Origin of the sequence: Microbacterium sufflavum, assembly GCF_023101165.1 — a bacterium.
GTDB classification, from domain to species: Bacteria; Actinomycetota; Actinomycetes; order Actinomycetales; family Microbacteriaceae; genus Microbacterium; species Microbacterium sufflavum.
Window position 1 is genome coordinate 995,751 of sequence record NZ_CP078076.1, and the last position, 21,972, is coordinate 1,017,722.

21 protein-coding genes are annotated in these 21,972 nt (G+C 71.6%); 10 read left to right on the top strand and 11 right to left on the bottom strand.

The window, feature by feature from the left end; genetic code table 11:
* The first annotated feature begins 130 nt into the window (after positions 1 to 130).
* A complete protein-coding gene (locus tag KV394_RS05045; RefSeq protein WP_206252186.1) occupies positions 131 to 718 on the top strand; it encodes an Lrp/AsnC family transcriptional regulator in 588 nt (195 codons plus the stop codon).
* 7 nt (positions 719 to 725) lie between these two features.
* Here KV394_RS05045 and KV394_RS05050 read toward each other — a convergent pair whose 3' ends face one another.
* From KV394_RS05050 to KV394_RS05060, 3 genes are all read right to left on the bottom strand, one after another.
* Positions 726 to 884: a hypothetical protein gene (locus KV394_RS05050; RefSeq protein ID WP_168387164.1), complete on the bottom strand. Its 159-nt coding sequence runs from the start codon at positions 882 to 884 to the stop codon at positions 726 to 728.
* Between the two features lie 99 nt (positions 885 to 983).
* Positions 984 to 1,355 (bottom strand): hypothetical protein, encoded by a 372-nt coding sequence (locus tag KV394_RS05055; RefSeq protein ID WP_136035824.1) that lies wholly within the window; start codon positions 1,353 to 1,355, stop codon positions 984 to 986.
* 54 nt (positions 1,356 to 1,409) lie between these two features.
* Positions 1,410 to 1,769, bottom strand: a complete 360-nt coding sequence (locus KV394_RS05060) for a hypothetical protein (protein WP_247982457.1) — start codon at positions 1,767 to 1,769, stop codon at positions 1,410 to 1,412.
* 87 nt (positions 1,770 to 1,856) lie between these two features.
* On the opposite strand from KV394_RS05060, the gene KV394_RS05065 reads away from it, so the two are divergent.
* Together KV394_RS05065 and KV394_RS05070 are read left to right on the top strand one after the other, a co-directional pair.
* Complete coding sequence (locus tag KV394_RS05065) at positions 1,857 to 2,819, top strand: hypothetical protein (protein WP_247982458.1); 963 nt, start codon at positions 1,857 to 1,859, stop codon at positions 2,817 to 2,819.
* Entirely contained in the window at positions 2,816 to 3,925 is a 1,110-nt protein-coding gene (locus KV394_RS05070) for a hypothetical protein (RefSeq protein WP_136044608.1), read from the top strand. Before KV394_RS05065 ends, KV394_RS05070 begins: the two co-directional genes overlap by 4 nt.
* 216 nt (positions 3,926 to 4,141) lie before the next feature.
* Here KV394_RS05070 and KV394_RS05075 read toward each other — a convergent pair whose 3' ends face one another.
* Positions 4,142 to 5,455: a glycosyltransferase gene (locus tag KV394_RS05075; protein ID WP_247982459.1), complete on the bottom strand. Its 1,314-nt coding sequence runs from the start codon at positions 5,453 to 5,455 to the stop codon at positions 4,142 to 4,144.
* A gap of 63 nt (positions 5,456 to 5,518) precedes the next feature.
* On the opposite strand from KV394_RS05075, the gene KV394_RS05080 reads away from it, so the two are divergent.
* Positions 5,519 to 6,157, top strand: a complete 639-nt coding sequence (locus tag KV394_RS05080) for a TetR/AcrR family transcriptional regulator (protein ID WP_136045389.1) — start codon at positions 5,519 to 5,521, stop codon at positions 6,155 to 6,157.
* Positions 6,158 to 6,169: 12 nt separating this feature from the next.
* On the opposite strand, the gene KV394_RS05085 is transcribed toward KV394_RS05080, so the two are convergent.
* Both KV394_RS05085 and KV394_RS05090 read right to left on the bottom strand, forming a co-directional pair.
* Positions 6,170 to 6,916, bottom strand: a complete 747-nt coding sequence (locus tag KV394_RS05085) for a 3-hydroxybutyrate dehydrogenase (protein ID WP_247982460.1) — start codon at positions 6,914 to 6,916, stop codon at positions 6,170 to 6,172.
* Positions 6,913 to 8,292 carry an MFS transporter gene (locus KV394_RS05090; protein WP_136035285.1) on the bottom strand — a complete coding sequence of 460 codons (1,380 nt, stop codon included), beginning with the start codon at positions 8,290 to 8,292 and terminating at the stop codon, positions 6,913 to 6,915. Before KV394_RS05090 ends, KV394_RS05085 begins: the two co-directional genes overlap by 4 nt.
* A 104-nt stretch (positions 8,293 to 8,396) precedes the next feature.
* On the opposite strand from KV394_RS05090, the gene KV394_RS05095 reads away from it, so the two are divergent.
* Positions 8,397 to 9,311, top strand: coding sequence for a LysR family transcriptional regulator (locus KV394_RS05095; protein WP_136046087.1), 915 nt, complete (start codon positions 8,397 to 8,399; stop codon positions 9,309 to 9,311).
* Positions 9,312 to 9,322: 11 nt separating this feature from the next.
* Here KV394_RS05095 and KV394_RS05100 read toward each other — a convergent pair whose 3' ends face one another.
* The 5 genes from KV394_RS05100 to KV394_RS05120 all read right to left on the bottom strand — a co-directional run bounded on the left by KV394_RS05100 (position 9,323) and on the right by KV394_RS05120 (position 14,620).
* Entirely contained in the window at positions 9,323 to 9,709 is a 387-nt protein-coding gene (locus KV394_RS05100) for a DUF779 domain-containing protein (RefSeq protein ID WP_206252180.1), read from the bottom strand.
* Between the two features lie 115 nt (positions 9,710 to 9,824).
* Positions 9,825 to 11,375 carry an acetaldehyde dehydrogenase ExaC gene (gene exaC, locus KV394_RS05105; RefSeq protein ID WP_206252179.1) on the bottom strand — a complete coding sequence of 517 codons (1,551 nt, stop codon included), beginning with the start codon at positions 11,373 to 11,375 and terminating at the stop codon, positions 9,825 to 9,827.
* 109 nt (positions 11,376 to 11,484) lie between these two features.
* Positions 11,485 to 12,597, bottom strand: a complete 1,113-nt coding sequence (locus KV394_RS05110; RefSeq protein ID WP_247982461.1) for an epoxide hydrolase family protein — start codon at positions 12,595 to 12,597, stop codon at positions 11,485 to 11,487.
* Between the two features lie 9 nt (positions 12,598 to 12,606).
* Entirely contained in the window at positions 12,607 to 13,941 is a 1,335-nt protein-coding gene (locus tag KV394_RS05115; protein WP_136033832.1) for a GAF domain-containing protein, read from the bottom strand.
* Positions 13,942 to 14,053: 112 nt separating this feature from the next.
* Positions 14,054 to 14,620: a TetR/AcrR family transcriptional regulator gene (locus tag KV394_RS05120; protein WP_136033830.1), complete on the bottom strand. Its 567-nt coding sequence runs from the start codon at positions 14,618 to 14,620 to the stop codon at positions 14,054 to 14,056.
* A gap of 70 nt (positions 14,621 to 14,690) precedes the next feature.
* Between KV394_RS05120 and KV394_RS05125 the strand changes: the two genes are divergently transcribed.
* The 5 genes from KV394_RS05125 to treZ all read left to right on the top strand — a co-directional run bounded on the left by KV394_RS05125 (position 14,691) and on the right by treZ (position 21,951).
* A complete protein-coding gene (locus KV394_RS05125) occupies positions 14,691 to 15,260 on the top strand; it encodes a dihydrofolate reductase family protein (RefSeq protein ID WP_247982462.1) in 570 nt (189 codons plus the stop codon).
* 119 nt (positions 15,261 to 15,379) lie between these two features.
* A complete protein-coding gene (locus KV394_RS05130) occupies positions 15,380 to 15,667 on the top strand; it encodes a hypothetical protein (RefSeq protein ID WP_247982463.1) in 288 nt (95 codons plus the stop codon).
* Positions 15,664 to 17,841 carry a glycogen debranching protein GlgX gene (glgX, locus tag KV394_RS05135; RefSeq protein ID WP_136046094.1) on the top strand — a complete coding sequence of 726 codons (2,178 nt, stop codon included), beginning with the start codon at positions 15,664 to 15,666 and terminating at the stop codon, positions 17,839 to 17,841. Before KV394_RS05130 ends, glgX begins: the two co-directional genes overlap by 4 nt.
* Complete coding sequence (treY, locus tag KV394_RS05140) at positions 17,838 to 20,186, top strand: malto-oligosyltrehalose synthase (protein WP_247982464.1); 2,349 nt, start codon at positions 17,838 to 17,840, stop codon at positions 20,184 to 20,186. Before glgX ends, treY begins: the two co-directional genes overlap by 4 nt.
* A 16-nt stretch (positions 20,187 to 20,202) precedes the next feature.
* On the top strand, positions 20,203 to 21,951 hold the full coding sequence (treZ, locus tag KV394_RS05145) for a malto-oligosyltrehalose trehalohydrolase (RefSeq protein WP_247982843.1): 1,749 nt from the start codon (positions 20,203 to 20,205) through the stop codon (positions 21,949 to 21,951).
* The last annotated feature ends 21 nt before the right edge of the window (positions 21,952 to 21,972 follow it).

Genomic DNA, 21,972 nt, shown 5'->3' on the forward strand with positions numbered 1-21,972 from the left:
TACATTCGGGTTCCGGTGATGTCCGATGTGGACGACCGGTGATCAGATTCGCATCATATGCGACGATGTGTCCAGCAAGTGCGGGTCACATCGGCACGCTTTGTCCAGAACCTCGGATGTCAGGAGCAATATGTCCAGCAAGGATGCGGATCCGTCGAAGCTTTCTGGACGAAGTGCCGCCCCACTGGATGAGACGGCGTACAGAATCCTCGATGTGCTGCGTGATAACGGTCGCGTCTCGATCGCCGCACTGGCCGAGAAGGTCGGCATCTCCCGCGCCAGCGCGTACACCCGGGTCGAGTCCCTGGTGCACGACGGCGTCATCACCGGCTTCAGCGCCCGCGTCGATCACGCCAAGGCCGGACTCTCGATCGGCGCGCTCGTGTTCGTCACGGTCATGCCTCAGGCCTGGGCCTCGTTCCGGGAGCGCATCATCGAGATGCCCGACGTGGAGTGGTGCGCCATCACCACGGGCGAGCACGACGCGATGCTGCTGATCCGCGCGGTCGACGTCAGCGGGGTGCACGAGTTCTCCACCGGGGTGATCGCGCAGCTGCCCGAGGTGCGCACCGTGGTCAGCGTCGTGGTGCTCGACGAGGTGGTCCGCCGCCCCTACCTGCTGCCCGCCGACCTCCCGGAGCGCGACACCGAGGTGCCGCTCGGCATGACCCGCTGGACGCCCGCCTCCCCCGGCCGCGACACCCTCCCGCCCCGCTGACCCGGGGTCAGCGCTCGGTGTCGCTCCGGCCGTATCCCTCGAGGATGAGCAGCGCAGCGAGGATCACGAGACCCACCACGAGAAGAGCGAGCCCGACCCCGGTCACGTCGACCGGATGGATCTCGAAGGACTCCGTCGCCCCGGGCACCGGTGAGGCTACGCTCACGGTTCTCGAAACGGTGAAGAAGATCCCCATCGACAGTGTGGCGACGGCAAGCACCCAGGCGCCGAGCCGCGCGAACCTCCTCGATTTCCTTGCCACGAGTCACTGACCAACCGTGAAGCCCGGGACGGGGCTGAAAGCCGTCAGCACACGACTCGTCGATAGAAGCGTCTGCGCGGACCTCCCGTGCGCCTTGGTCAGCTTCCACTTCTGGATCTGATAGGTCACTCGGGTGCCGACAGCCCAAGCTTTATAGGAGGCTCCCGCGGGTGCAACCGGCGACGTCCATTGAATGGAACTCGTGACCGTCTTGTCTTCGCTGATACCGATGCCCGCGGCTACCGTCGCGGTTGAGAGACCGAATGATGCATCAATGTGAGTGCTCACGGTGTACGAGTTCGCGATCGTGCACGTTCCTCCGCCTCCGCCACTCGCCACCTGGCAAATCCCGAGCTGCTTGCTCTTGTTCGTCACGTGTAACACGCTACCTGACATCGGCGCTTACGAGGCCGCCCCGCTGACCGGGGGTCAGGCGGCGGAGATCTCCTCGACCACGCTCAGCTGCGGCAGGCCGTGCATCTCGTAGTGCTCGACGAGGCGGATGCGGCCGTCGTCGGTGAGCTCGAGCTCGCTCTCGCCGTCGCCGGTGACGACGGTGCCGTCGGTCTTGAGCACGTGCACGAACGACACCCAGATGGTGTCGGCGGTGCGGGTTCCGACGAACTTGCCGAACGTGACCGTGTCGCCCTCGTACCCGCCCCAGATGGCGCCGTCGCGCTCGAAGTACTCGAAGATGCTGGGGGCGTCGGGGTCGACGGCGGAGGTGGTGGACGACACCATGCGGAAGCGTCGGCCGTCGAGGGAGGGAAGGGTCGCAGTCGCAGTCACCCCTCGATTATGGAGGATGCCGCAGACGCCGCCGCGCGGGAGGCCGGGCGCCCGGGCCCGGCCGGTACCGTGGGTCGCATGGAGTGGATGGCCGACCCGAGCCCCGGCGCCTGGCTGCGCGACCGCCTCGACGACGACGTGACCGCGAGCATGCACGGCGTGGTGCCGCGCGGGTTCCCCGCCTACGCGCGCGTGTTCCATCCGGGGGTCGTGCGCTCCCTGCCCGACCGCCCGTACCCCACCCCCGACGAGTGGGAGCGCCTGCCGGAACCCGAGCGCCGCCGGCTCGACGCGCAGTTCTCCGGCGAGCGCGTGACCTGGGCCGACACCGCCGCGGTCTTCGGCACCACGATGCACGCACTGGCACAGTGGCAGCGGATCGTGCGCACCCCGGTCGACGGCGACTGGCGCACCCGGATCGGCCCGGACGGGCGCGAGTACAACGCCCCTGCGGAGGGGGAGCTCGACCCCGACCTGCTGTCCGTGCTGGCGGGCCACCTCGCCGCGCACACCGCGACACCCGACGCGGGGGTCGCGGCGCTGTGGGAGGGATGGGGCGGGCTGGTCGGCTTCTTCGGACAGACGCCGTCGCGCGCGTTCCTCGGGTTCGACGACGACCCCCACCACCGGGCGATGCTGGAGCGCAGCACCCACGATCCGTTCAACAACGGCTTCCGCAAGCCCACCTGGCAGGAGGGCATCCTGTCACGCGAGATCTCGGAGGGGCCCCGGTTGCGGCTCCCCCAGCGCGACCACGTGCCGTTCACCGCCGGAGCATCGGAGTTCGCCGATCCGGACTGGGTCCTGCGGGCGCCGTGGCGCGACCTCGCCGCCGAGGAGCACGGGTTCCCGCCGTCGGCGCAGAGTCCGAGCCTGCTGTGGCCCGACGACCGCGCCTGGGTCATGGTCTCGGAGATCGACTTCGACTCGACGATCGTCGCGGGCTCGCCCGAGCTCGTCCGCGCGATCTGCACGGACGAGCGGCTGGAGGCGCTGGCCCTGCGCGAGGGCGCCGACCTCACGTGGGACGCCGACGAGGTGAACCGGTGACGGCGCCCGCTCCAGCGCCGAGCTTCGACGCCCGTCCCCTCACGGAACCGGTCGACCCGGCCGCCGTGCGCGCCTTCGCCGCCGAGCTGCGGTCGCGGCGCACATCGGGCATGGCGGTGTCCTCCATCATCGCGATCGTCGCCGTGTCGATCGCCGGGCTGGTGATGCTGCCGATCCTGTTCACGGTGGTGCTGAGCCTGGCCGCATCCACCGGATCCCCCGGCGCGGCCGCGATCCCGCTCGTGCTGATCGTGCTGCTCGCGGCCGCGGTCGGCGTGCTCATCTGGATGGCCGTGCGCAACGGTCAGGCCACCCGCTACCGGCTGCACCGCTTCGCCCAGGCCAACGGCATGACGTACGAGCCGCGCGTGGACGACCCGCCGCTGCCCGGCATGATCTTCCAGCTGGGCCGGTCGCGCCTCGCCACGGACCTGGTGCGCGGCAGCCACCCGCGGTTCGTGGAGTTCGGCAACTACCAGTACACGGTGCAGTCGGGGAAGAACTCCACGACCTACCGCTGGGGCTACGTGGCCGTGAAGCTCGACGTGCCGCTGCCCAACATCGTGCTCGACGCGACGGGCAACAACGGCTTCGGCTCCAACCTGCCGGCGTCGTTCCAGCGGGCGCAGCGGCTGTCGCTCGAGGGCGACTTCGACCGGCACTTCACCCTGTACTGCCCCGAGGGCTACGAGCAGGATGCGCTCTACCTCTTCACGCCCGACATCATGGCGCGGTTCATCGACAACGCCGCTCAGCTCGACGTGGAGATCGTCGACGACTGGCTGTTCCTGTACACGCAGCGCAAGGCGTCGACGCTGGATCCGGCGACGTGGGCGTGGCTGTTCGGCGCGGTCGGCGCGCTGCTGACGAAGTTCGACCAGTGGGCGCGATGGCGCGACGATCGGCTGGCTGCGCAGCGGACGCCGCCCGTCACGGCGGGATCCTCCGGCGGGCACGCACTGCCGTTCGCTCCGCCGGTCGGCCTGCTGACTCCGCCGCCGGGCGTCGCGCCGCAGGGACGACGCCTCAAGCGCACCGGGACGTGGCTTCCCCTGATCGTGGTGATCGGCTTCGCGGCGTTCTGGTTGCTGACGCGCTGGAACTGACCGCGTGCGAAGTGGGGGTGGGTGTCGTCTGGGGATCGACTCCCACCCCATCCCCCCTCGGGATCGAAAGGAATTCCGACGTTCCCTCCGCATGACGGCGATGCCGTCGCGCCCGCCAGGTCAGCTGGGGACTGACACCGGGAGGCGCCTGCCCAGGATGGTATACCGGTCGACGTTGCGTCCTGTTGCGTCCATGCGCCGGAATGGACCGCTCGCTCAGCCCTCCGCGACGGTCTCCCGCGCCGGCCACGACCGCGTCACCCGGTCGAGCACCCCATCCAGGGTCGACCACGCATCGGCCGACCGCATCGACGTGCCGATGCGCTCCGCCGCCACGCGGAACGAGGGCTGCGCCAGCACGCGGTGCACGGCCGCGGCGATCTGGGCGGACGCCGGGGTGTTGGTGCGGAGGTTCACGCCGGCGCCCGACCAGCCCACGCGCGCCGAGACCTCCACCTTGTCCTCCGTCTGGCCGGCGACGACGATCGGCACCCCGTGGGCGAGGGCCTGCTGCACACCGCCGTACCCGCCGTTGGTGACCAGCACGTCGATCTTCGGCAGCAGCCGGTCGTACGGCAGGTACTCCGCCACCCGCACGTTCTCCGGCAGGTCGGCGGGAAGGCTGTTCCTCGGGCGCCCGCCCGTCGTCACCACCACGAGCAGGTCGGACGGCGCGAGCCCGTGCACCGCGGGCAGCACGAGCTGGGTGAAGTCGGAGTTGGCGATGGTGCCCTGGGTGACGTGCACGACCGGGCGGTCGCCGTCGAGGTCGTCCCACCAGTCCGGCAGCGGGGCGTCGGACGCGGTCGTGGGCAGCGGTCCGGCGAAGTGCACCGTGTCGGGCAGGTCGCCGCGCGGATACTCGAACTCGGGCACCGTGAACTGCACGTAGGCGTCGGTGCGTCCCGCCCAGTCCAGCACGAAGCCGCCGAGGTCGCGGCCGACGGTCTGCCGCGCCATGTCGTCGGCCTCCCGCTGCACCCCGCCGAAGATCGCGCGCTCGGCGACGAGCCGCAGGGCCGCGTTGCGCAGGCGCCCCAGCGGCCCGCGCATCGGGGTGACGCCCAGCCCGAACGGCGCGGTGTCGACGCTGCGGGCTCCGAGGGGGAAGATCCCGAGCGCGATCACGGGCGGCCGCTCGGCCGCGGGCAGGAGCTGCAGCAGCGCACCCCCGACGAAGAGCGGCTCGGTGAGGACGGCGTCGATGCGACGGGAGGCGAGCTCGGCGCGCACGGCCGCGAGCTGGGCGGCACCGGGCCGCACGAACAGCGTGCTCATGTCGAACCGGAGTGCTGCGGGGCCGGTGAGACCCGCACGCTCGGGGAACGCGCCGTCGGCGTCGTCGAGGTCGACGTCGGCCTCGGGCGGCAGCGGAAGGAAGCGGGCGCCGCTGGCCAGCACCCGGTCGGCGTAGCGGGCGCTGGTGAGGAATCCGACCTCGTGCCCGGCGTCGACCAGGTGCCGGGCGACCTGCAGGAGGGACAGCACGTGACCGTGAGCGGGAGTGCAGGTGAGGAGGTAGCTGGACATGGCGTGCCTTCGGTTAGGATTGACTGTACCGTCGAAGTATTCATCACCCCTTGAGGAAAGTCAATGGCTGAAGCCGCCCCGCGTGCCTACACGTCCGCCCTGCGCACCCGCCAGGCCCAGGAGACGCGAGCGCGCATCGTCGCCGCAGCCGCCCGCCTCTTCGCGTCGCAGGGGTACCAGGCGACCACGATCGCTGCCATCGCCCGCGAGGCCGGGGTGTCGGCCGAGACCGTGAAGACCACCGCGGCGAAGGCCGAGCTGCTGATCGCCGCGTTCGAGGTGACGTTCTCCGGGTCGGAGGCCGCGGAGTCACTCGTGGAGACGGAGGTCGCCTCCGGACTGCTCGACCTGCCCGACGACGCATTCCTCGACGGCGTGCTCACCCAGATCACCACGGCCAACCAGCGCGGGCACGGCCTGTGGACCGTCCTGCTCGGGGCCGCGCTGTCCGACCCCGTCGTCGACGAAGCGCTCCGCCGCATCCTGGACAACCGGGCGGCGGACTACCGCGGGTTCGTGGCGGAGCTGGTGCGGCGCGGCATCGCCCCCGCGGCCACCGACACCGACGCGACCGCCGATGCCCTGTCGTTCCTGCTGTCGCCCGAGAGCTACCAGCAGCTGGTCGCGCAGTCCGGGTGGACGCCCGCCCGCTACGCCGACTGGCTGCGCACGACGGTGCTCGCCGAGGTCACACGCCCCTGACGCGCCTGCGCGTCAGCGCGCCGACCAGCCGCCATCCATCGTGTGGCTCGCTCCGGTGATCATTCCCGCCGCGTCGCCCGCGAGCCACAGCGCGAGCGCCGCGACCTCCTCCGGTTCCACCAGCCGCTTGATCGCGGACTCGGTGAGCAGCACCGATTCCAGCACCTCGTCCTCCGCGATGCCGTGCAGCCGCGCCTGATCCGCGATCTGCTTCTCCACCAACGGCGTGCGCACGTAGCCCGGATTCAGGCAGTTGCTCGTCACCCCGTGGGCCGCGCCCTCCAGCGCCGTGACCTTCGACAGGCCCTCCAGCCCGTGCTTGGCCGCGACATACGCCGCCTTGAACGGCGAAGCCCGCAGGCCGTGCACGCTCGACACGTTCAGCACCCGCCCGAACCCGCGCTCGTACATGCCGGGGAGGGCGGCGCGGATCAGCAGGAACGGCGCCTCCAGCATCAGCCGCAGGAGGAACGAGAACCGCTCCGGATCGAACTCCTCGATGGGGCTGACGTGCTGCACACCCGCGTTGTTCACGAGGATGTCGGTGTCGATCCGCGCCTCGGCGAGCGCGGCGACGTCGGACAGGTCCACCTGCCACGCCTCCCCGCCCACCTCCGCCGCGAGGGCCCGCGCCGCGTCGCCGTCGATGTCGGCGACGGTCACCCGGGCCCCCGCGGCGGCGAACGCGCGCACGCACGCGGCGCCGATCCCGCTCGCTCCGCCCGTCACGAGGGCCCGGCGTCCGGACAGATCCGTCATGCGATGGCCTTCTCCGCGTCCAGCCGTGCCGCGGTGCGCGCCGCGTCCTCGTCGTCGATCGCCTGCAGGGAGATGCCGGTGGTCTCGCGCAGCGACAGCACGGCGATCGCCGTGACCACGCAGGCGATCACGATGTAGATCGCGATCGGCAGCCAGGAGCCGAAGTCGCGCAGCCACTGGATCGCCAGGATCGGCGCGAGCGAGCCGGCGAGGATGGCCGTCACCTGCGAGCCCAGCGAAACCCCCGAGTAGCGCATGCGCGTCGGGAACAGCTCCGCCATCACGGCCGGCTGCGGCGCGTACATGAACGCGTGGAAGCAGAGCCCGATCGTCACCGCCAGCACGATCAGCACCGGGTTGAGGGTGTCGAACAGCGGGAAGGCGAAGAACGCCCACGTCGCGCTGAGGATCGCGCCGGTCAGGTACACGGGCTTGCGGCCCCAGCGGTCGGCGAGCCGGCCGAGCTGCGGGATGACCGCGAAGTGCACCACGTGTGCGATCAGCAGCGCCAGCAGCAGCTGGCTGGTGTCGTACTCGTGCACGGTCTTGAGGTACACGATCGTGAAGCTGACGACGATGTAGTAGACGATGTTCTCCGCGAACCGGAGGCCCATGGCCTGCACGATGCCGACCGGGTAGCGGCGCAGCACCTCGACGACGCCGTAGGAGGTGGCCTTCTCGGTCTCGACCTGGGCCTTCGCCTCCAGGAAGATCGGCGCCTCCTCCACGTGACGGCGGATGTAGTAGCCGACGAGGACGATCACGGCGGACAGCCAGAACGCGATGCGCCAGCCCCACTCGAGGAACGCGGCGGAGCTCATGACCCACGAGCTCACGAGCAGCACGAGCGTGGCGAGCAGGTTGCCCACCGGGACGGCGGCCTGCGGCCAGCTCGACCAGAACGCGCGCGAGCGGTCGGGGCTCTGCTCCGCGACCAGCAGTACTGCGCCGCCCCACTCGCCGCCGACCGCGAAGCCCTGGATGAACCGCAGGGCCACGAGCATCGCGGGGGCCCAGTAGCCGATGCTCTGGAACCCGGGCAGGCAGCCCATCAGGAAGGTCGCGGCGCCGACGATGATGATCGTGGCCTGCAGGGTGGGCTTGCGGCCGAAGCGGTCGCCGATCTGCCCGAACACGATGCCGCCGAGCGGGCGCGCGATGAAGCCGACCGCGTAGGTGACGAAGGCGGCGATGATGCCGTCGAGCGGGGAGCCGGTCGCGGGGAAGAAGTAGGTGCCGAACACCAGGCTCGCGGCGGTGGCGTAGAGGAAGAACTCGTACCACTCGACGACGGTGCCGGCCATGGAGGCCGCGACGACGCGCTTGAGCTTCGACGGGGGTGCGGCGGTCGGGGATGCAGCAGTGGGGGATGCCATGTCTCTCCTTCGGGTGTCGACGGTGACACCTCCCGACCAGTGTCGGCGGGCGCTGAGGCTGCAGCAATGCCCAGTCACGCGCAGCCCCTGTGCATAATTGCAGAATGGAGGCGACGAGGCGACCCCGGGCTGACGACCTGCTCGTGCTGCTCGCGGTCGCCCGCACCGGCCGCTACACGAGCGCCGCGACGCACCTCGGCCTCGACCACACCACGGTCGCCCGGCGCATCGCCGCCCTGGAAGACGCCCTCGGCGGACGGGTCGTGGCCCAGTCCGCGTCCGGATGGGAGCTCACCGACCTCGGGCGCACCGCCGCCGAGACCGGAGGACGCATCGAGGCCGCACTGTCGCAGCTCGACGACGGCGGCGGTGAGACCCCCGACCCGGTCGCGGGCGTCGTGCGGATGTCGGCCACGGACGGCTTCAGCGCCTACATCGCGGCGCCCGCCATCGCCGACCTGCGCCTCGAGCATCCGCGGCTGACCGTCGAGATCGTCGCCGCGACGCGTCGGGCGGCCGAGCACCGCGCCGGGCTCGACCTGGAGGTGGTGGTCGGCGCACCCCAGACCCGCAGAGCCCACGCGGTGAAGCTCGGCACCTACACCCTCGGCATGTACGCCTCGCGCGACTACCTCGCGCGCACGGGCACGCCGGCCACGCGGGAGGAGCTGGAGCGGCATCGCCTGGTGTACTTCGTCGACTCGATGCTGCAGGTGGACGCACTCGACCTCCCGCGCCGGCTCGTGCCCGGGATGCAGGACGGCCTCACGTCGACGAACGTGTTCGTGCACGTGGAGGCGACCAGGGCGGGCGCGGGCATCGGGCTGCTGCCGTGCTTCGCCGCCGACCGCCACGACGACCTGGTGCGACTGCTGCCGTCGGTGTTCGCCGAGAAGCTGCCGTACTACATGGTCGCCCGGCCCGAGTCGCTACGGCTCCCCGCGGTCGCCGCCCTCGCCGACGCGCTGCGCGCCCGCACCCGCGCCTCCCGGGCAATGCTCGACGGCCTCACCGCCTGAGCGTCGCGCGGTCAGGCGAGCCCGAGGGAGAGGAGCTCGGCGGGGTCGAGCATGCGCGAGCGGATGAGGAACCGCAGACCCGTCGGGCCCTCCACGCTGAAGCCGGCGCCGCGACCGGGGACCACGTCGATCGTGAGGTGCGTGTACTTCCAGTACTCGAACTGCGACGCCGACATGAACACTTCCACGGGCTCGGTCAGCCCCACGTCGAGCCGTCCGAGCAGCACATCGCCCGGACCGGTGAGGAACATCCCCACGGGGTAGCACATGGGCGCGGAGCCGTCGCAGCAGCCGCCCGACTGGTGGAACATGAGCGGACCGTGCTGCGCGGTCAGTTCACGCACGAGTGCGGCCGCGGGCTCCGTCACCGCGACCCGCTCGGGGGTGCTCGCCGTCATGTGCTCGTCCTTCCGTGGTGCCCGGTCGTCGAGCGAGACCCCGCCGCTCGCGCGTCGCTCGCTCGACGACCGGAGTATCCCGGGCGGACGCTGCCGCGCCCGCCCGGGAGGCGGATCAGAAGAAGCCCATCGGGCCCTCGGCGTACGACACCAGGAGGTTCTTCGTCTGCTGGTAGTGGTCGAGCATCATCTTGTGGTTCTCCCGGCCGACGCCGGACTGCTTGTACCCGCCGAACGCGGCGTGCGCCGGGTACTGGTGGTACGTGTTCGTCCACACCCGGCCGGCCTCGATCGCCCGGCCGGCACGGTAGGCCGTGTCGCCGCTGCGGCTCCACACCCCGGCGCCGAGACCGTACAGGGTGTCGTTGGCGATCGAGATCGCGTCGGCGAAGTCGTCGAACGAGGTGACCGACAGCACAGGGCCGAAGATCTCCTCCTGGAAGATGCGCATGTCGTTCGTGCCCTCGAACACGGTCGGCTGCACGTAGAACCCGTCGCTCAGGTCGCCGCCGAGGTCGGCCCGCTCACCGCCCGCGAGCAGTCGCGCCCCGCCCTGCTTCCCGATGTCGATGTAGCTGAGGATCTTCTCCAGCTGGTCGTTCGACGCCTGCGCGCCGATCATCGTCGCCGGGTCGAGCGGGTTGCCCTGCACGACCTTCTTCACCCGCTCCAGCCCGTCGGCGAGGAAGCCGTCGTAGATCGAGCGCTGGATGAGCGCCCGCGACGGGCACGTGCACACCTCGCCCTGGTTCAGCGCGAACATCGTGAAGCCCTCGAGCGCCTTGTCGTAGAACGGGTCGGTCGTGGAGCGCGCGACGTCTTCGAAGAACACGTTCGGGCTCTTGCCTCCCAGTTCCAGCGTCACCGGGATGAGGTTCTGCGACGCGTACTGCATGATCAGCCGCCCGGTCGTGGTCTCGCCCGTGAACGCCACCTTGCGGATGCGCTTGTGCTGCGCGAGCGGCGCCCCGGCCTCGATGCCGAACCCGTTCACGATGTTCACGACGCCGGCCGGGATGAGGTCGCCGATCAGGTCGAACAGGAACAGGATCGAGGCGGGGGTCTGCTCGGCCGGCTTGATGACGATGCAGTTGCCCGCGGCGAGCGCCGGCGCCAGCTTCCACACGGCCATCAGGATCGGGAAGTTCCACGGGATGATCTGTCCGACCACGCCCAGCGGCTCGTGGAAGTGGTACGCGACGGTGTTCTCGTCGAGCTGGCTGATGCCGCCCTCCTGCGCCCGCAGGACCCCGGCGAAGTAGCGGAAGTGGTCGATCGCGAGGGGGATGTCGGCGGCGAGGGTCTCGCGCACGGGCTTGCCGTTCTCCCAGGTCTCGGCGACCGCGATGGCCTCCAGGTGCTGCTCCATCCGGTCGGCGATGCGGTTCAGCAGCACCGAGCGCTCGGCGGGGCTGGTCTTGCCCCAGGTGGCGAACGCCTTCCACGCCACGTCGACCGCGCGGTCGACGTCTTCGCTCGTGCCGCGGCCCACCTCGGTGAAGGGCTTGCCGTTGACCGGGCTGATGTTCTCGAAGTACTGGCCCTTCACGGGCTCGACGAACTCGCCGCCGATGTAGTGCCCGTAGCGGGGGCGATAGGTGGCCACGGCACCGGGCTGCCCCGGAGCGGCGTAGGCGAGGGACACGTCTTCTTCGACGATGGTCATGGGGTCTCCTTCGACGGGTGGGCCGCGGCCTCGATGCTCAGCGGCTGTCTCCGACGGTAGGCGGCTCCCCGTTGCAGCCCCGTGCGCAACGTTGCAGGAGGTTGCAGCCTCAGGGAAGAGCGGCGAGGAAGGCGCGGAACCGCTCGGCCATCGCCCCCGGCACCTCGGCGATCGTGAAGTGCCCGCCGTGCTCGAGCCGCTCGAACACGCGCAGGTCGCGGTAGTAGCCGCGGGCGAGCCCCTCGGGGTAGTCGTGCTCGTGGCGCTGGATGAACACCGCGGCGGGGACCGTGACCGGCGGCATCGGGGCCGGAGTGTCGGCGCCCTCGTAGTACGGCCGGAAGGAGCTCGCGATGCTCTGCGTGACCGAGTAGATCATCGCCTCGGTGAGGATGCGGTCGCGCGAGATCACGGCCTGCACGGCCGCCGGGTCGTCGCCGTCGGTGTCGGCCCACTCCGACAGCTTCTCGGCGATCCACGCGAGCAGCCCCGCCGGGGAGTCGTTGAGCGCCGCGGCCAGGGTGTCGGGCCGCGCCCACTGCACGTGCCCGTACGACCCGTTCGGTCCGTGCTCGGCGTCGAGCCGGGCGAAGAACGCCTGCACCTCCGGGTCGTCGCTGGCCGCCCGCTCCTCCGGCGTGCCGAAGTGCGCATGGGTCGCGACGATGCCCGCCACCTGCTCGGGGTATGACGCGGCGATCAGATCGCTCACGTTCGCCGAGACGTCTTCGCCGTAGGTGACGTAGGAGTCGTAGCCCAGCACCTCGGTCATCAGCCGGTGCATCGTGGCGGCGAAGCGCCGCTCGTCGGCCGGACCGTCGGCGTAGGGCTGCGAGAACGCGAAACCGGGCAGGCTGGCGACCACCACGTGGACGTCGTCGAGGAGCGCCGCGGCGTCGAGCTGCAGCGCGAACGTGTGCGGCCAGCCGTGCATGAGGAGCAGCGCCGGGGCGTCGGTCCGCTCGGAGCGCAGGTGCGCGAAGTGGACGTCGGTGCCGTCGACCTCGGCGAGGAACTGCGGGAAGCCGTTGAGCCACTCCTCCCGCGCCCGCCAGTCCCACTCCGCCCAGGAATGCACGAGCTCGCGCAGCCAGGCCGCGTTCATGCCGGAGCGCATGCGCCGGGGCGAGTCGTCGAGCAGCCGCGCGCGTCGAAGGCGGGCGCGCAGATCGTCGAGCACCTCGTCGGACACGTGCACGCGGAACGGACGGATCTCGGTCATGCCCGGACGCTACGCGGGGCCACCGACAGCGCGTTCGATGCGGGTGACCAGGCCCGCCCGCCGCGGCGAGCGCGCGGGCAGCATCTCCAGCGCGAGCCGCAGCACCTCCGCGTCTTCCCGCCCCTCGGGGATGTCCGCGTACGCGAGCAGCACGTCGAGACTCGCCTCCGACAGCATCGCCTCCCGGAGCGCCGCGCGCACGGTGTCGCGGAACTCCTCCACGCCCGGTGAGGTCGACTCGGGCAGCACGGCACCGCGGTAGGCGGTGAGCGCGACGCGGTGGGCGCCGCGGTCGAGCAGCGACAGCACGTCGTGGGCGTCGGTCTCGAGCGGCACGGGCAGCCGGTACGGGCGGGACTCGGGCACCAGGTCGGGAGCCGTGCGCTCCAGCACCTTCCGCAGCCGCACCATCTCCGGGCGCAGGGTGTCGGGCGACACGTCGGGCCCGTACACCAGCTCGCACAGCCGTTCGGCGGAGAGCCCCTGCCGGTGCACCGCGAGCATCAGGAGGATGGCGGCGTGCCGCGCGCTCAGCTCGATCACCGCCTCCTCGTGCGCGGACTCCGTCTCCAGCCGCGCGCGGTCGCGGCCGAGCACGTGCAGCCGCGCGCGGGCGGTCGCCGTCGCTCGGGGCTTCGGGGAGGGACGGCTGCGCGGGGATTCGGCGCGCCGCCGCAGCCGGGCCACCATCAGCTCGGACTCGACGGCACGGGCGGTCGCGTCAACGAGCAGCCGGGCCTGCGGGGTGACGACCTCGGCGCCGCCGGTGATGTCGATCACGCCGAGCACCCGCTGGGTCTCCGGGTCGCGCACGGGCGCCGCGCTGCACGACCACGGGTGCACGAGCCGGTTGTAGTGCTCGGCACCGCGGATCTGCACCGACTGCCCGAGGGCGAGCGCGGTGCCCGGTGCGCTGGTGCCCACGGCGGCCTCCGACCAGTTCGCCCCCGCCACGAAGCCCATGCCGTCGGTGAGGGAGCGCAGCTGCGCGTCGCCCTCGATCCACAGCAGCCGACCGGCCTGGTCGCCGACGGCGATCACGACCCCCGAGTCCTCCGAGGAGCCCGGCAGCAGCAGGGCGCGGATCAGGTCCATCGCGGAGGCGAGCGGATGCGCGAGGCGGTACTCCTCCAGCTCCTCGGCGTGCAGGTCGAGCGGCGGAAGCCCTTCCGGTCCGACGCGACCCCGCCATGACCGCTCCCATGACTCCCGGACGAGCGGGCGCACCTCCTGCAGGCGGCGGTCGTCGAGGTTCCCGGCGATCAGCTCCTCGTGCGCACGCTCGACGAGCAGGCGCGGGGCCTCGGGGAGAGACCCGTGGGTTCCCTGCCACGGTGCAGACACGCGATCTCCTTCGTCGAGAACGGGCGTGCCCTCAGTGTAGGAGCGTTGGACCTGCGGCGGAATATCGCCTCGCGCCCCCCGCGGGACTCCTCCCGCGCAGGGGCCCGAAGGCTCAGCGGAGCAGGCCTGCGACCAGGGCGTCGATCACGGCATCGGTCGAGGTGTCGGGGTCGATCGGGGTGGTGAGGCGGTCGAGCAGGAGGCCGTCGATCGCGTAGTGGAACAGGGCGATCTCCGCGCGTCCGCCGGGCAGGCCCGCCGCGGTGTTGAAGGCCACGTCGGCGTCGAAGCCCGCGCGCTGCCACGCGCCGAGCACGGCCGCGAGCTCGGGGCGCCGGGCGCTCTCCAGGCGCAGCTCGAACAGGGCGAGCGTCACGTCGCGGTCGCCGGTGAGCCGACGCACGATGTCGCGCACGTAGTCGGCGAACAGCGCGGGGCCGGGGGTGCCGGCGGCGCGACGCTCCAGATCCTCGGGGGTCGGAGCGAGCCGTTCCCCGATGCGGTCGACGAGTCCTTCGATCAGGGCCTCGCGGCTGCGGAAGTAGTTCGACGTGGTCCCGGTGGGCACCTGCGCCTCGACGTCGACGGCCCGGTGGGTGAGTCCGCGCGAGCCCTCGCGGGCCAGCACCGTCAGCCCGGCGTCGGCGATCACGCGGCGACGCGACTCGTTCTTGACCATGCCTCGACCCTAGCGCAATCACTACGGCTGTTGTAGTCTCAACCGCGACAGATGTAGTGATTGGAGAATCATGCGAGAACTCGTGTACTACGTGGCCGTCACGCTCGACGGCTTCATCGCCGGCCCGGGCGGAGAGTTCGACGCCTTCCTCGTCGAGGGCGACCACATGGACGGCATCAACGCCCGGTTCGCCGACACGATCCCCACGGTCGCCGCCGAGGCGCTGGGCATCGAGCAGCGCAACGACGTGTTCGACACCGTGCTGATGGGCTGGAACACCTATCAGGTGGGCGGCCTGCCGAGCCCGTACCGGCACCTGCGCCAGATCGTGTTCAGCCGCGCGCATACGGCCGAGGCCGAGAACCTGGAGGTGACCGCGGACGACCCGGTCGAGGTCGTTCGCCGGCTCAAGCAGGAGGACGGCGGTGCGATCTGGCTGTGCGGAGGCGGCGCCCTCGCGGCCACCCTCGCCGACGAGATCGACCGGCTCGTGCTCAAACGCCAGCCGCTCCTCTTCGGCTCGGGCATCCCCCTCTTCGGCGAGCGCCCGTATCGCCCCGAGCGGTTCGACGCCGTGGAGACGACCGCGTACGAGTCCGGCGTCGTGTTCTCGGAATTCGAGAGGCGCCGCGAGAACTGAGCGCTCGGCGGCCCGGAGGGCGGGTCCCATACCCCCTCCCGGCCGCCCTGGCAATGGCGTTCTCCGAATCCGTCCCGCTTCCTATCGTGAGGTCACACCCACGAGTCAGGAGAGACGCCATGAACGTCGAGACCCCCATCCCCACTGGCTCCCCGCAGCGCACGCAGACGCCTCCGTCCGCCGGTGCCGCTGAGCAGTCCTGCGAGCGGATCGACTTCGACAGATATGTCGTCGACCCCGCCTCGCCCGTGGGTTACATTGACGTCGTGCCGCCCCTCTACGTCTGCTACCTCGGTCACCCCTATGCGCGCGCCGTCGAGGTCGCGCAGGTCTACGAGTTCGACCACGCCGTCGGCATCGTCAGCGCCATGGCCGCCGGTTCGCGCCACCACACCCTCGCCGGATGAGCCGCGAGATCTGGCCCGGCGAGGCCTACCCGCTGGGCGCGACGTTCGACGGACAGGGCACCAACTTCGCCCTCTTCAGCGAGGGCGCGGAGAGCGTGGAGCTCTGCCTGTTCGACGACGACGGCACCGAGACCCGGGTGCCGCTCACCGAGGTCGACGCGTACGTGTGGCACGGCTACCTGCCCACCGTGCAGCCGGGGCAGCTGTACGGGTATCGCGTGCACGGCCCGCACGACCCCGCGCAGGGCCGGCGCTTCAACCCGAACAAGCTGCTGCTCGACCCCTACGCCAAGGCCGTCGCCGGCGACATCGACTGGGGGCAGTCGCTGTTCGGCTACGACTTCGGCGACCCCGACTCCCGCAACGACGACGACTCCGCCGCCGCGATGGTCAAGGGCGTCGTGATCAACCCGTTCTTCGAGTGGGCGGGCGACCGTCGCCTCAAGACCCCGTACGCCGAGACCGTGATCTACGAGGCGCACGTGAAGGGCCTCACCCAGCGTCACCCCGAGATCCCGGAGGAGCTGCGCGGCACCTACGCCGGCATCGCCCACCCCGCCGTCGTCGAGCACCTGCAGCGCCTCGGCGTCACCGCGCTGGAGCTCATGCCCGTGCACCAGTTCGTCAACGACTCGGTGCTGCAGGACAAGGGTCTGTCGAACTACTGGGGCTACAACACCCTCGGGTTCTTCGCCCCGCACAACGCCTATTCGGCGACCGGTCAGCACGGCCAGCAGGTGCAAGAGTTCCGCGCCATGGTGCGCACCCTGCACGAGGCCGGTATCGAGGTCATCCTCGACGTGGTCTACAACCACACCGCCGAGGGCAACCACCTCGGGCCCACCCTCTCGATGCGCGGGATCGACAACGAGGCGTACTACCGCCTGGAAGAGGACCGCCGCTACTACACCGACTACACCGGCACCGGGAACAGCCTCAACGCCGGCAACCCGCACGCCCTGCAGCTGCTCATGGACTCGCTGCGCTACTGGGTCACGGAGATGCACGTCGACGGGTTCCGCTTCGACCTCGCCTCCACGCTCGCCCGCGAGTTCTACGACGTCGACCGCCTCGCCGCGTTCTTCGAGCTCGTGCAGCAGGATCCGGTGGTGTCGCAGGTCAAGCTGATCGCCGAGCCGTGGGACGTGGGGCCCGGCGGCTATCAGGTGGGCAACTTCCCGCCGCAGTGGTCGGAGTGGAACGGCAAGTACCGCGACACCGTGCGCGACTTCTGGCGCGGCGAACCGCAGGCGCTGGGCGAGTTCGCGGCCCGCCTCACCGGCTCGGCCGACCTGTACGAGCACTCCGGACGGCGGCCGGTCGCGTCGATCAACTTCGTCACCGCGCACGACGGCTTCACGCTGCGCGACCTCGTGTCGTACAACGACAAGCACAACGAGGACAACGGCGAGGACAACAACGACGGCGAATCGCACAACCGCTCCGACAACAACGGCGTCGAGGGCCCGACCGACGACGTCGAGGTGAACCGGCGGCGAGCGCGCCAGCAGCGCAACTTCCTCGCCACTCTGCTGCTGTCGCAGGGCGTGCCGATGATCTCGCACGGCGACGAGCTGGGGCGCACGCAGCACGGCAACAACAACGGCTACGCGCAGGACAACGAGCTCACCTGGATCGACTGGGACGCCGCCGACCTGCCGCTCGTGGAGTTCACCGCCGCGGTCGCACGACTCCGGCGCGAGCACCCGACCTTCCGCCGCAGCCGCTTCTTCGACGGGCGACCGGCGAGCGCGGACGACGGCGAGCGGATCCCGGATGTCGTCTGGCTGCGGCCCGATGGCGGCCCGATGGCACCGGAGGACTGGGACTCGGGCTTCGGACGCTCGGTGGGGATGTTCCTCAACGGCCGCGGCATCCGCGAGAACGACCGCCGCGGCCGCCCGGTGGAGGACGTGAACTTCCTGGTGTACTTCAACAGCGGAGACGAACCCGTCGAGCTGGTGCTGCCCGACGAACGCCACGGCCGCGAGTGGTCGGTGGCCGTCGACACCGCCGGCGACATCGACGACACCCGTCCGCTCGATGCCAGCGCCGCGATCCCGCTGGAGGGCAAGGCCATGATCGTGCTGCGCGAGATCGACGGCGAACCCCTCGCGACCGACGACTCCGTGGACGCCTCGCTCCGCTCGCAGAGCGAGCAGGCCGACGCATGACCCGACGGCCACTGTCGACGTACCGCCTGCAGATCAGCCGGGACCTCCCGCTCGACGCGGCGGCCGAGCTCGCGCCGTACCTCGCCGACCTCGGGGCCTCGTGGGTGTACGTCTCGCCGCTGCTCGCGGCCGTGCACGGCTCCACCCACGGGTACGACGTGGTCGACCACTCCCGCGTGGACGCGGACCGCGGCGGCGAGGCCGGTCTCGAGCGCTTCGCCGCGGCCGCGCACGACGCGGGGCTGGGCGTGCTGGTCGACATCGTGCCCAACCACGTGGGCGTCGCGGTGCCGCGACAGAACCCGTGGTGGTGGGAGGTGCTGCGGCTCGGGCGGCAGACCAGGCGCGCGGCGGCCTTCGACATCGACTGGGCGGCCGGCGGCGGACGGATCCTGCTGCCGCTGCTCGGCTCCGCGCCCGACGAGGCCCGCGCGAACGGCGAACTCGTTGTCGACGCGACCCCGGCCGCCGACGCCCCCGACGGCGTGCTGCGCTACTTCGAGCACGAGCTGCCCCTCGCCCCCGGCACCGCCGCGCTCGCGGACGACCTGCCGCGGCTGCTCGCCGCCCAGCACTACGAGCTGCGGTACTGGGAGGACCAGAACACCGACCTCACCTACCGGCGCTTCTTCGCGGTGTCCGAGCTCGCCGGGGTGCGCGTGGAACTGCCGGACGTGTTCGCCGACTCGCACCGCGAGATCCTGCGCTGGCTGCGCGAGGGCCTCGCGGACGGGCTCCGCGTCGACCACCCGGACGGCCTGGTCGACCCGGGCGGCTACCTGGAGCAGCTGGCCGACGCGACCGGTCGCGCGTACACCCTCGTGGAGAAGATCCTGGAGCCGGGCGAGGCGCTGCCGGCCTGGTGGCGCACGGACGGCACCACGGGATACGACGCGCTGGCCGAGCTGGACCGGCTGTTCGTCGACCGCGACGGTGTGGCCGCACTCGACCGCCTGGACGCACGACTGCGCGCCGAGACGGGGCTTCCGCCCGCGCCGGCGTGGCCCGACCTGATCCACGACACGAAGCGGATGATCGCGGACACCCTGCTGGTCGCGGAGGTGCGGCGCCTGGTGCGCACCCTGCCGCGCGGCATCGTGCACGCCGACGACGCCCTCGCCGAGCTGGTCGCGTGCTTCCCGGTGTACCGCGCCTATCTGCCGGAGGGCAGCGAGCACCTGCGCGCGGCGTTCGCGGAGGCCCGGCGGCGGCGCCCCGACCTCGACGCGGCGTTCACCGAGCTCGAACCCCTGCTGAGGGACACGTCGCTGGAGGTCGCGCAGCGGTTCCCCCAGGTGACCGGCGCTGTCATGGCGAAGGGCGTGGAGGACACCGCGTTCTACCGGTACACGCGGCTGGGCACGCTCACGGAGGTCGGGGCCGACCCGTCGATCCCCGCGGTCACGGTCGAGGAGTTCCACGAGGCGCAGCGGGCCCGGCTCGCCGCCTGGCCGTACTCGATGACCACGCTCTCCACGCACGACACCAAGCGCTCGGAAGACGTCCGGGCGCGGCTCGCGGTGCTGTCCGAGATCCCGGAGCGATGGGCCGAGGTGCTGGAGGAGCTGCGCGCCGTGGCGACCACGGGCCACGGTCCGCTCGACGCCCTGCTGTGGCAGGCCGCGGTCGGCGCCTGGCCGATCCCGTCCGAGCGCCTGCTGGCGTACGCCACCAAGGCCGCGCGCGAGGCGGCGGAGCGCACCACCTGGCAGCGCCCCGACGCCGCGTTCGAGGAGGGTCTCGCGGCCGTCGCCCAGGCCGTCGAGGGCGACGCCGCCCCGATCCTCGACCGCTTCGTCGCGGAGATCGCGGGCCACGGCCGCTCGAACTCGCTCGCCGCCAAGCTGCTGCAGCTCACCGGCCCCGGCGTGCCCGACGTGTATCAGGGCTCCGAGCTGTGGGACCTGTCGCTGGTCGACCCCGACAACCGTCGTCCGGTCGACTTCGCGCTGCGGGCGCGGATGCTGAGGGAGCTGGATGCCGAGGTCGCCCGCGGCATCCTCCCGCCGATCGACGACTCCGGCGCCGCGAAGCTCCTGGTCACCTCCCGGGCGCTGCGCCTGCGCCGCGACAACCCGGAGCTGTTCCGCTTCTACCGCCCGGCCGTGGTCGAGGGGGCGGCCGCCGAGCATGCCGTCGCGGTGCACCGCGGCGGGGCGACCGCGATCGCGACGCGGTTGCCCGTGGGCCTCGCGCGGCGCGGCGGCTGGGGCGACACCGTGATGATGCGGCCGGACATCCCCGGGACCGACCTGCTGACGGGGCGCCGCATCGCCCCGGGCCCCGTGCGGCTGGCCGAGCTGCTGGACACGTATCCCGTGGCGCTCATCGAGCTCGCGCGGTGAGGGGAGCACGGTCGTGATGGAGGTGTGGGCTCCGCGGGCACGGCGGATGCTGCTGCGGCGGCTCGCGGCCGACGGCACCGCGACCGACACGGAGCTCACGGCTGCGGCCGACGGCTGGTGGCGGGGCGACGGCATCCTGGCGGACGGCGAGCGCTACGGCTTCCTGATCGACGACGACGAGCACCTGCGCCCCGACCCCCGGTCGCGGCGGCAGCCGGACGGCGTGCACGAGGCCTCGGCCGCGTTCGACCCCGCCGCGTTCGCGTGGACCGACAGCGACTGGACCGGGAGGCAGCTCGCGGGCGGGCTGATCTACGAGCTGCACCTGGGCACGTTCACACCCGAGGGCACGCTCGACGCGGCGGTCGCCCGGCTGGACCATCTGGTGGAGCTCGGCGTGACCCACGTCGAGCTGCTGCCCGTGAACGCCGTCAACGGGCGGTGGAACTGGGGCTACGACGGCGTGCTCTGGTTCGCGGTGCACGAGGAGTACGGCGGCCCGGCGGCGTATCAGCGCTTCGTGGACGCGGCGCACGCCCGGGGCCTCGCCGTGGTGCAGGACGTCGTGTACAACCACCTCGGCCCGAGCGGCAACTACCTGCCCCTGTTCGGTCCGTACCTGCGCGAGGGCGACAGCACCACGTGGGGCGACTCGGTCGACCTCGACGAGCCGGCCGTGCGGGCGTACATCATCGACAACGCCCTGATGTGGCTGCGCGACTTCCACGTCGACGGCCTGCGGCTCGACGCCGTGCACGCCCTGCACGACACCCGGCCCGTGCATCTGCTGCGCGAGCTGTCGGCGCGGGTCGATGCGCTGTCGGCGCAGCAGAACCGGCCGCTCACGCTGATCGCCGAGTCCGACCTCAATGACCCGACGCTGATCCTGCCGCGCGAGGCCGGAGGGTACGGGCTCACGGCGCAGTGGTCGGACGACTGGCACCACGCGGTGCACGTCGCGCTCACCGGCGAGACCACGGGCTACTACGAGGACTTCGCATCGCCGGAGGCCGTGGCGAAGGTCACCGACCGGGGCTTCTTCCACGACGGCACGTTCTCCACGTTCCGCGACCGCCCGCACGGAGCACCGATCCCGCCCGAGGTCCCGTCGTGGCGGCTGGTGACCTTCGCGCAGGATCACGACCAGGTCGGGAACAGGGCGGCGGGCGACCGGCTCTCCGCCACGCTCTCGCCCGATCGCCTCGCGGTCGCCGCGGTGCTCACGCTCACGGCCCCGGGCACGCCCATGCTTTTCATGGGCGAGGAGTGGGGGGCGACAACGCCCTGGCAGTTCTTCACGTCGCACCCGGAGCCGGAGCTGGGCCGCGCGGTCGCGGAGGGCCGCACGGCCGAGTTCGCGCGCATGGGGTGGGATCCGGCGGCGGTGCCCGACCCGCAGGACCCCGGCACCTTCGCCCGCTCGCACCTGGACTGGGCGGAGGTCGAGCGACCGGAGCACGCGCGACTGCTGCGCCTGTACCGCGACCTCGCGCGACTGCGCCGGGAGCGGCCGGAGCTGACGGAGCCCGACACGACGCACGCGAGGGTCGAGGTGCGTGCCACCGACGGCCGCCCGGAGCATCGCGTGTACCGCATCGACCGGGGGGCGCTGTCGGTGCTGGTGAACCTCTCCCCCGCCCGGGCGGTCTTCGCGGTCGCGGACGAGGCGGTGGAGCTCGTGTCGACCGGAGCCCACACGCGCGCGGACGGCCTGCTCACGCTGCCGCCGGACAGCGCCGCGGTCGTGGGTCCGCCGCTGCACTGAGCCCCGCACGGGGAGGGGGCG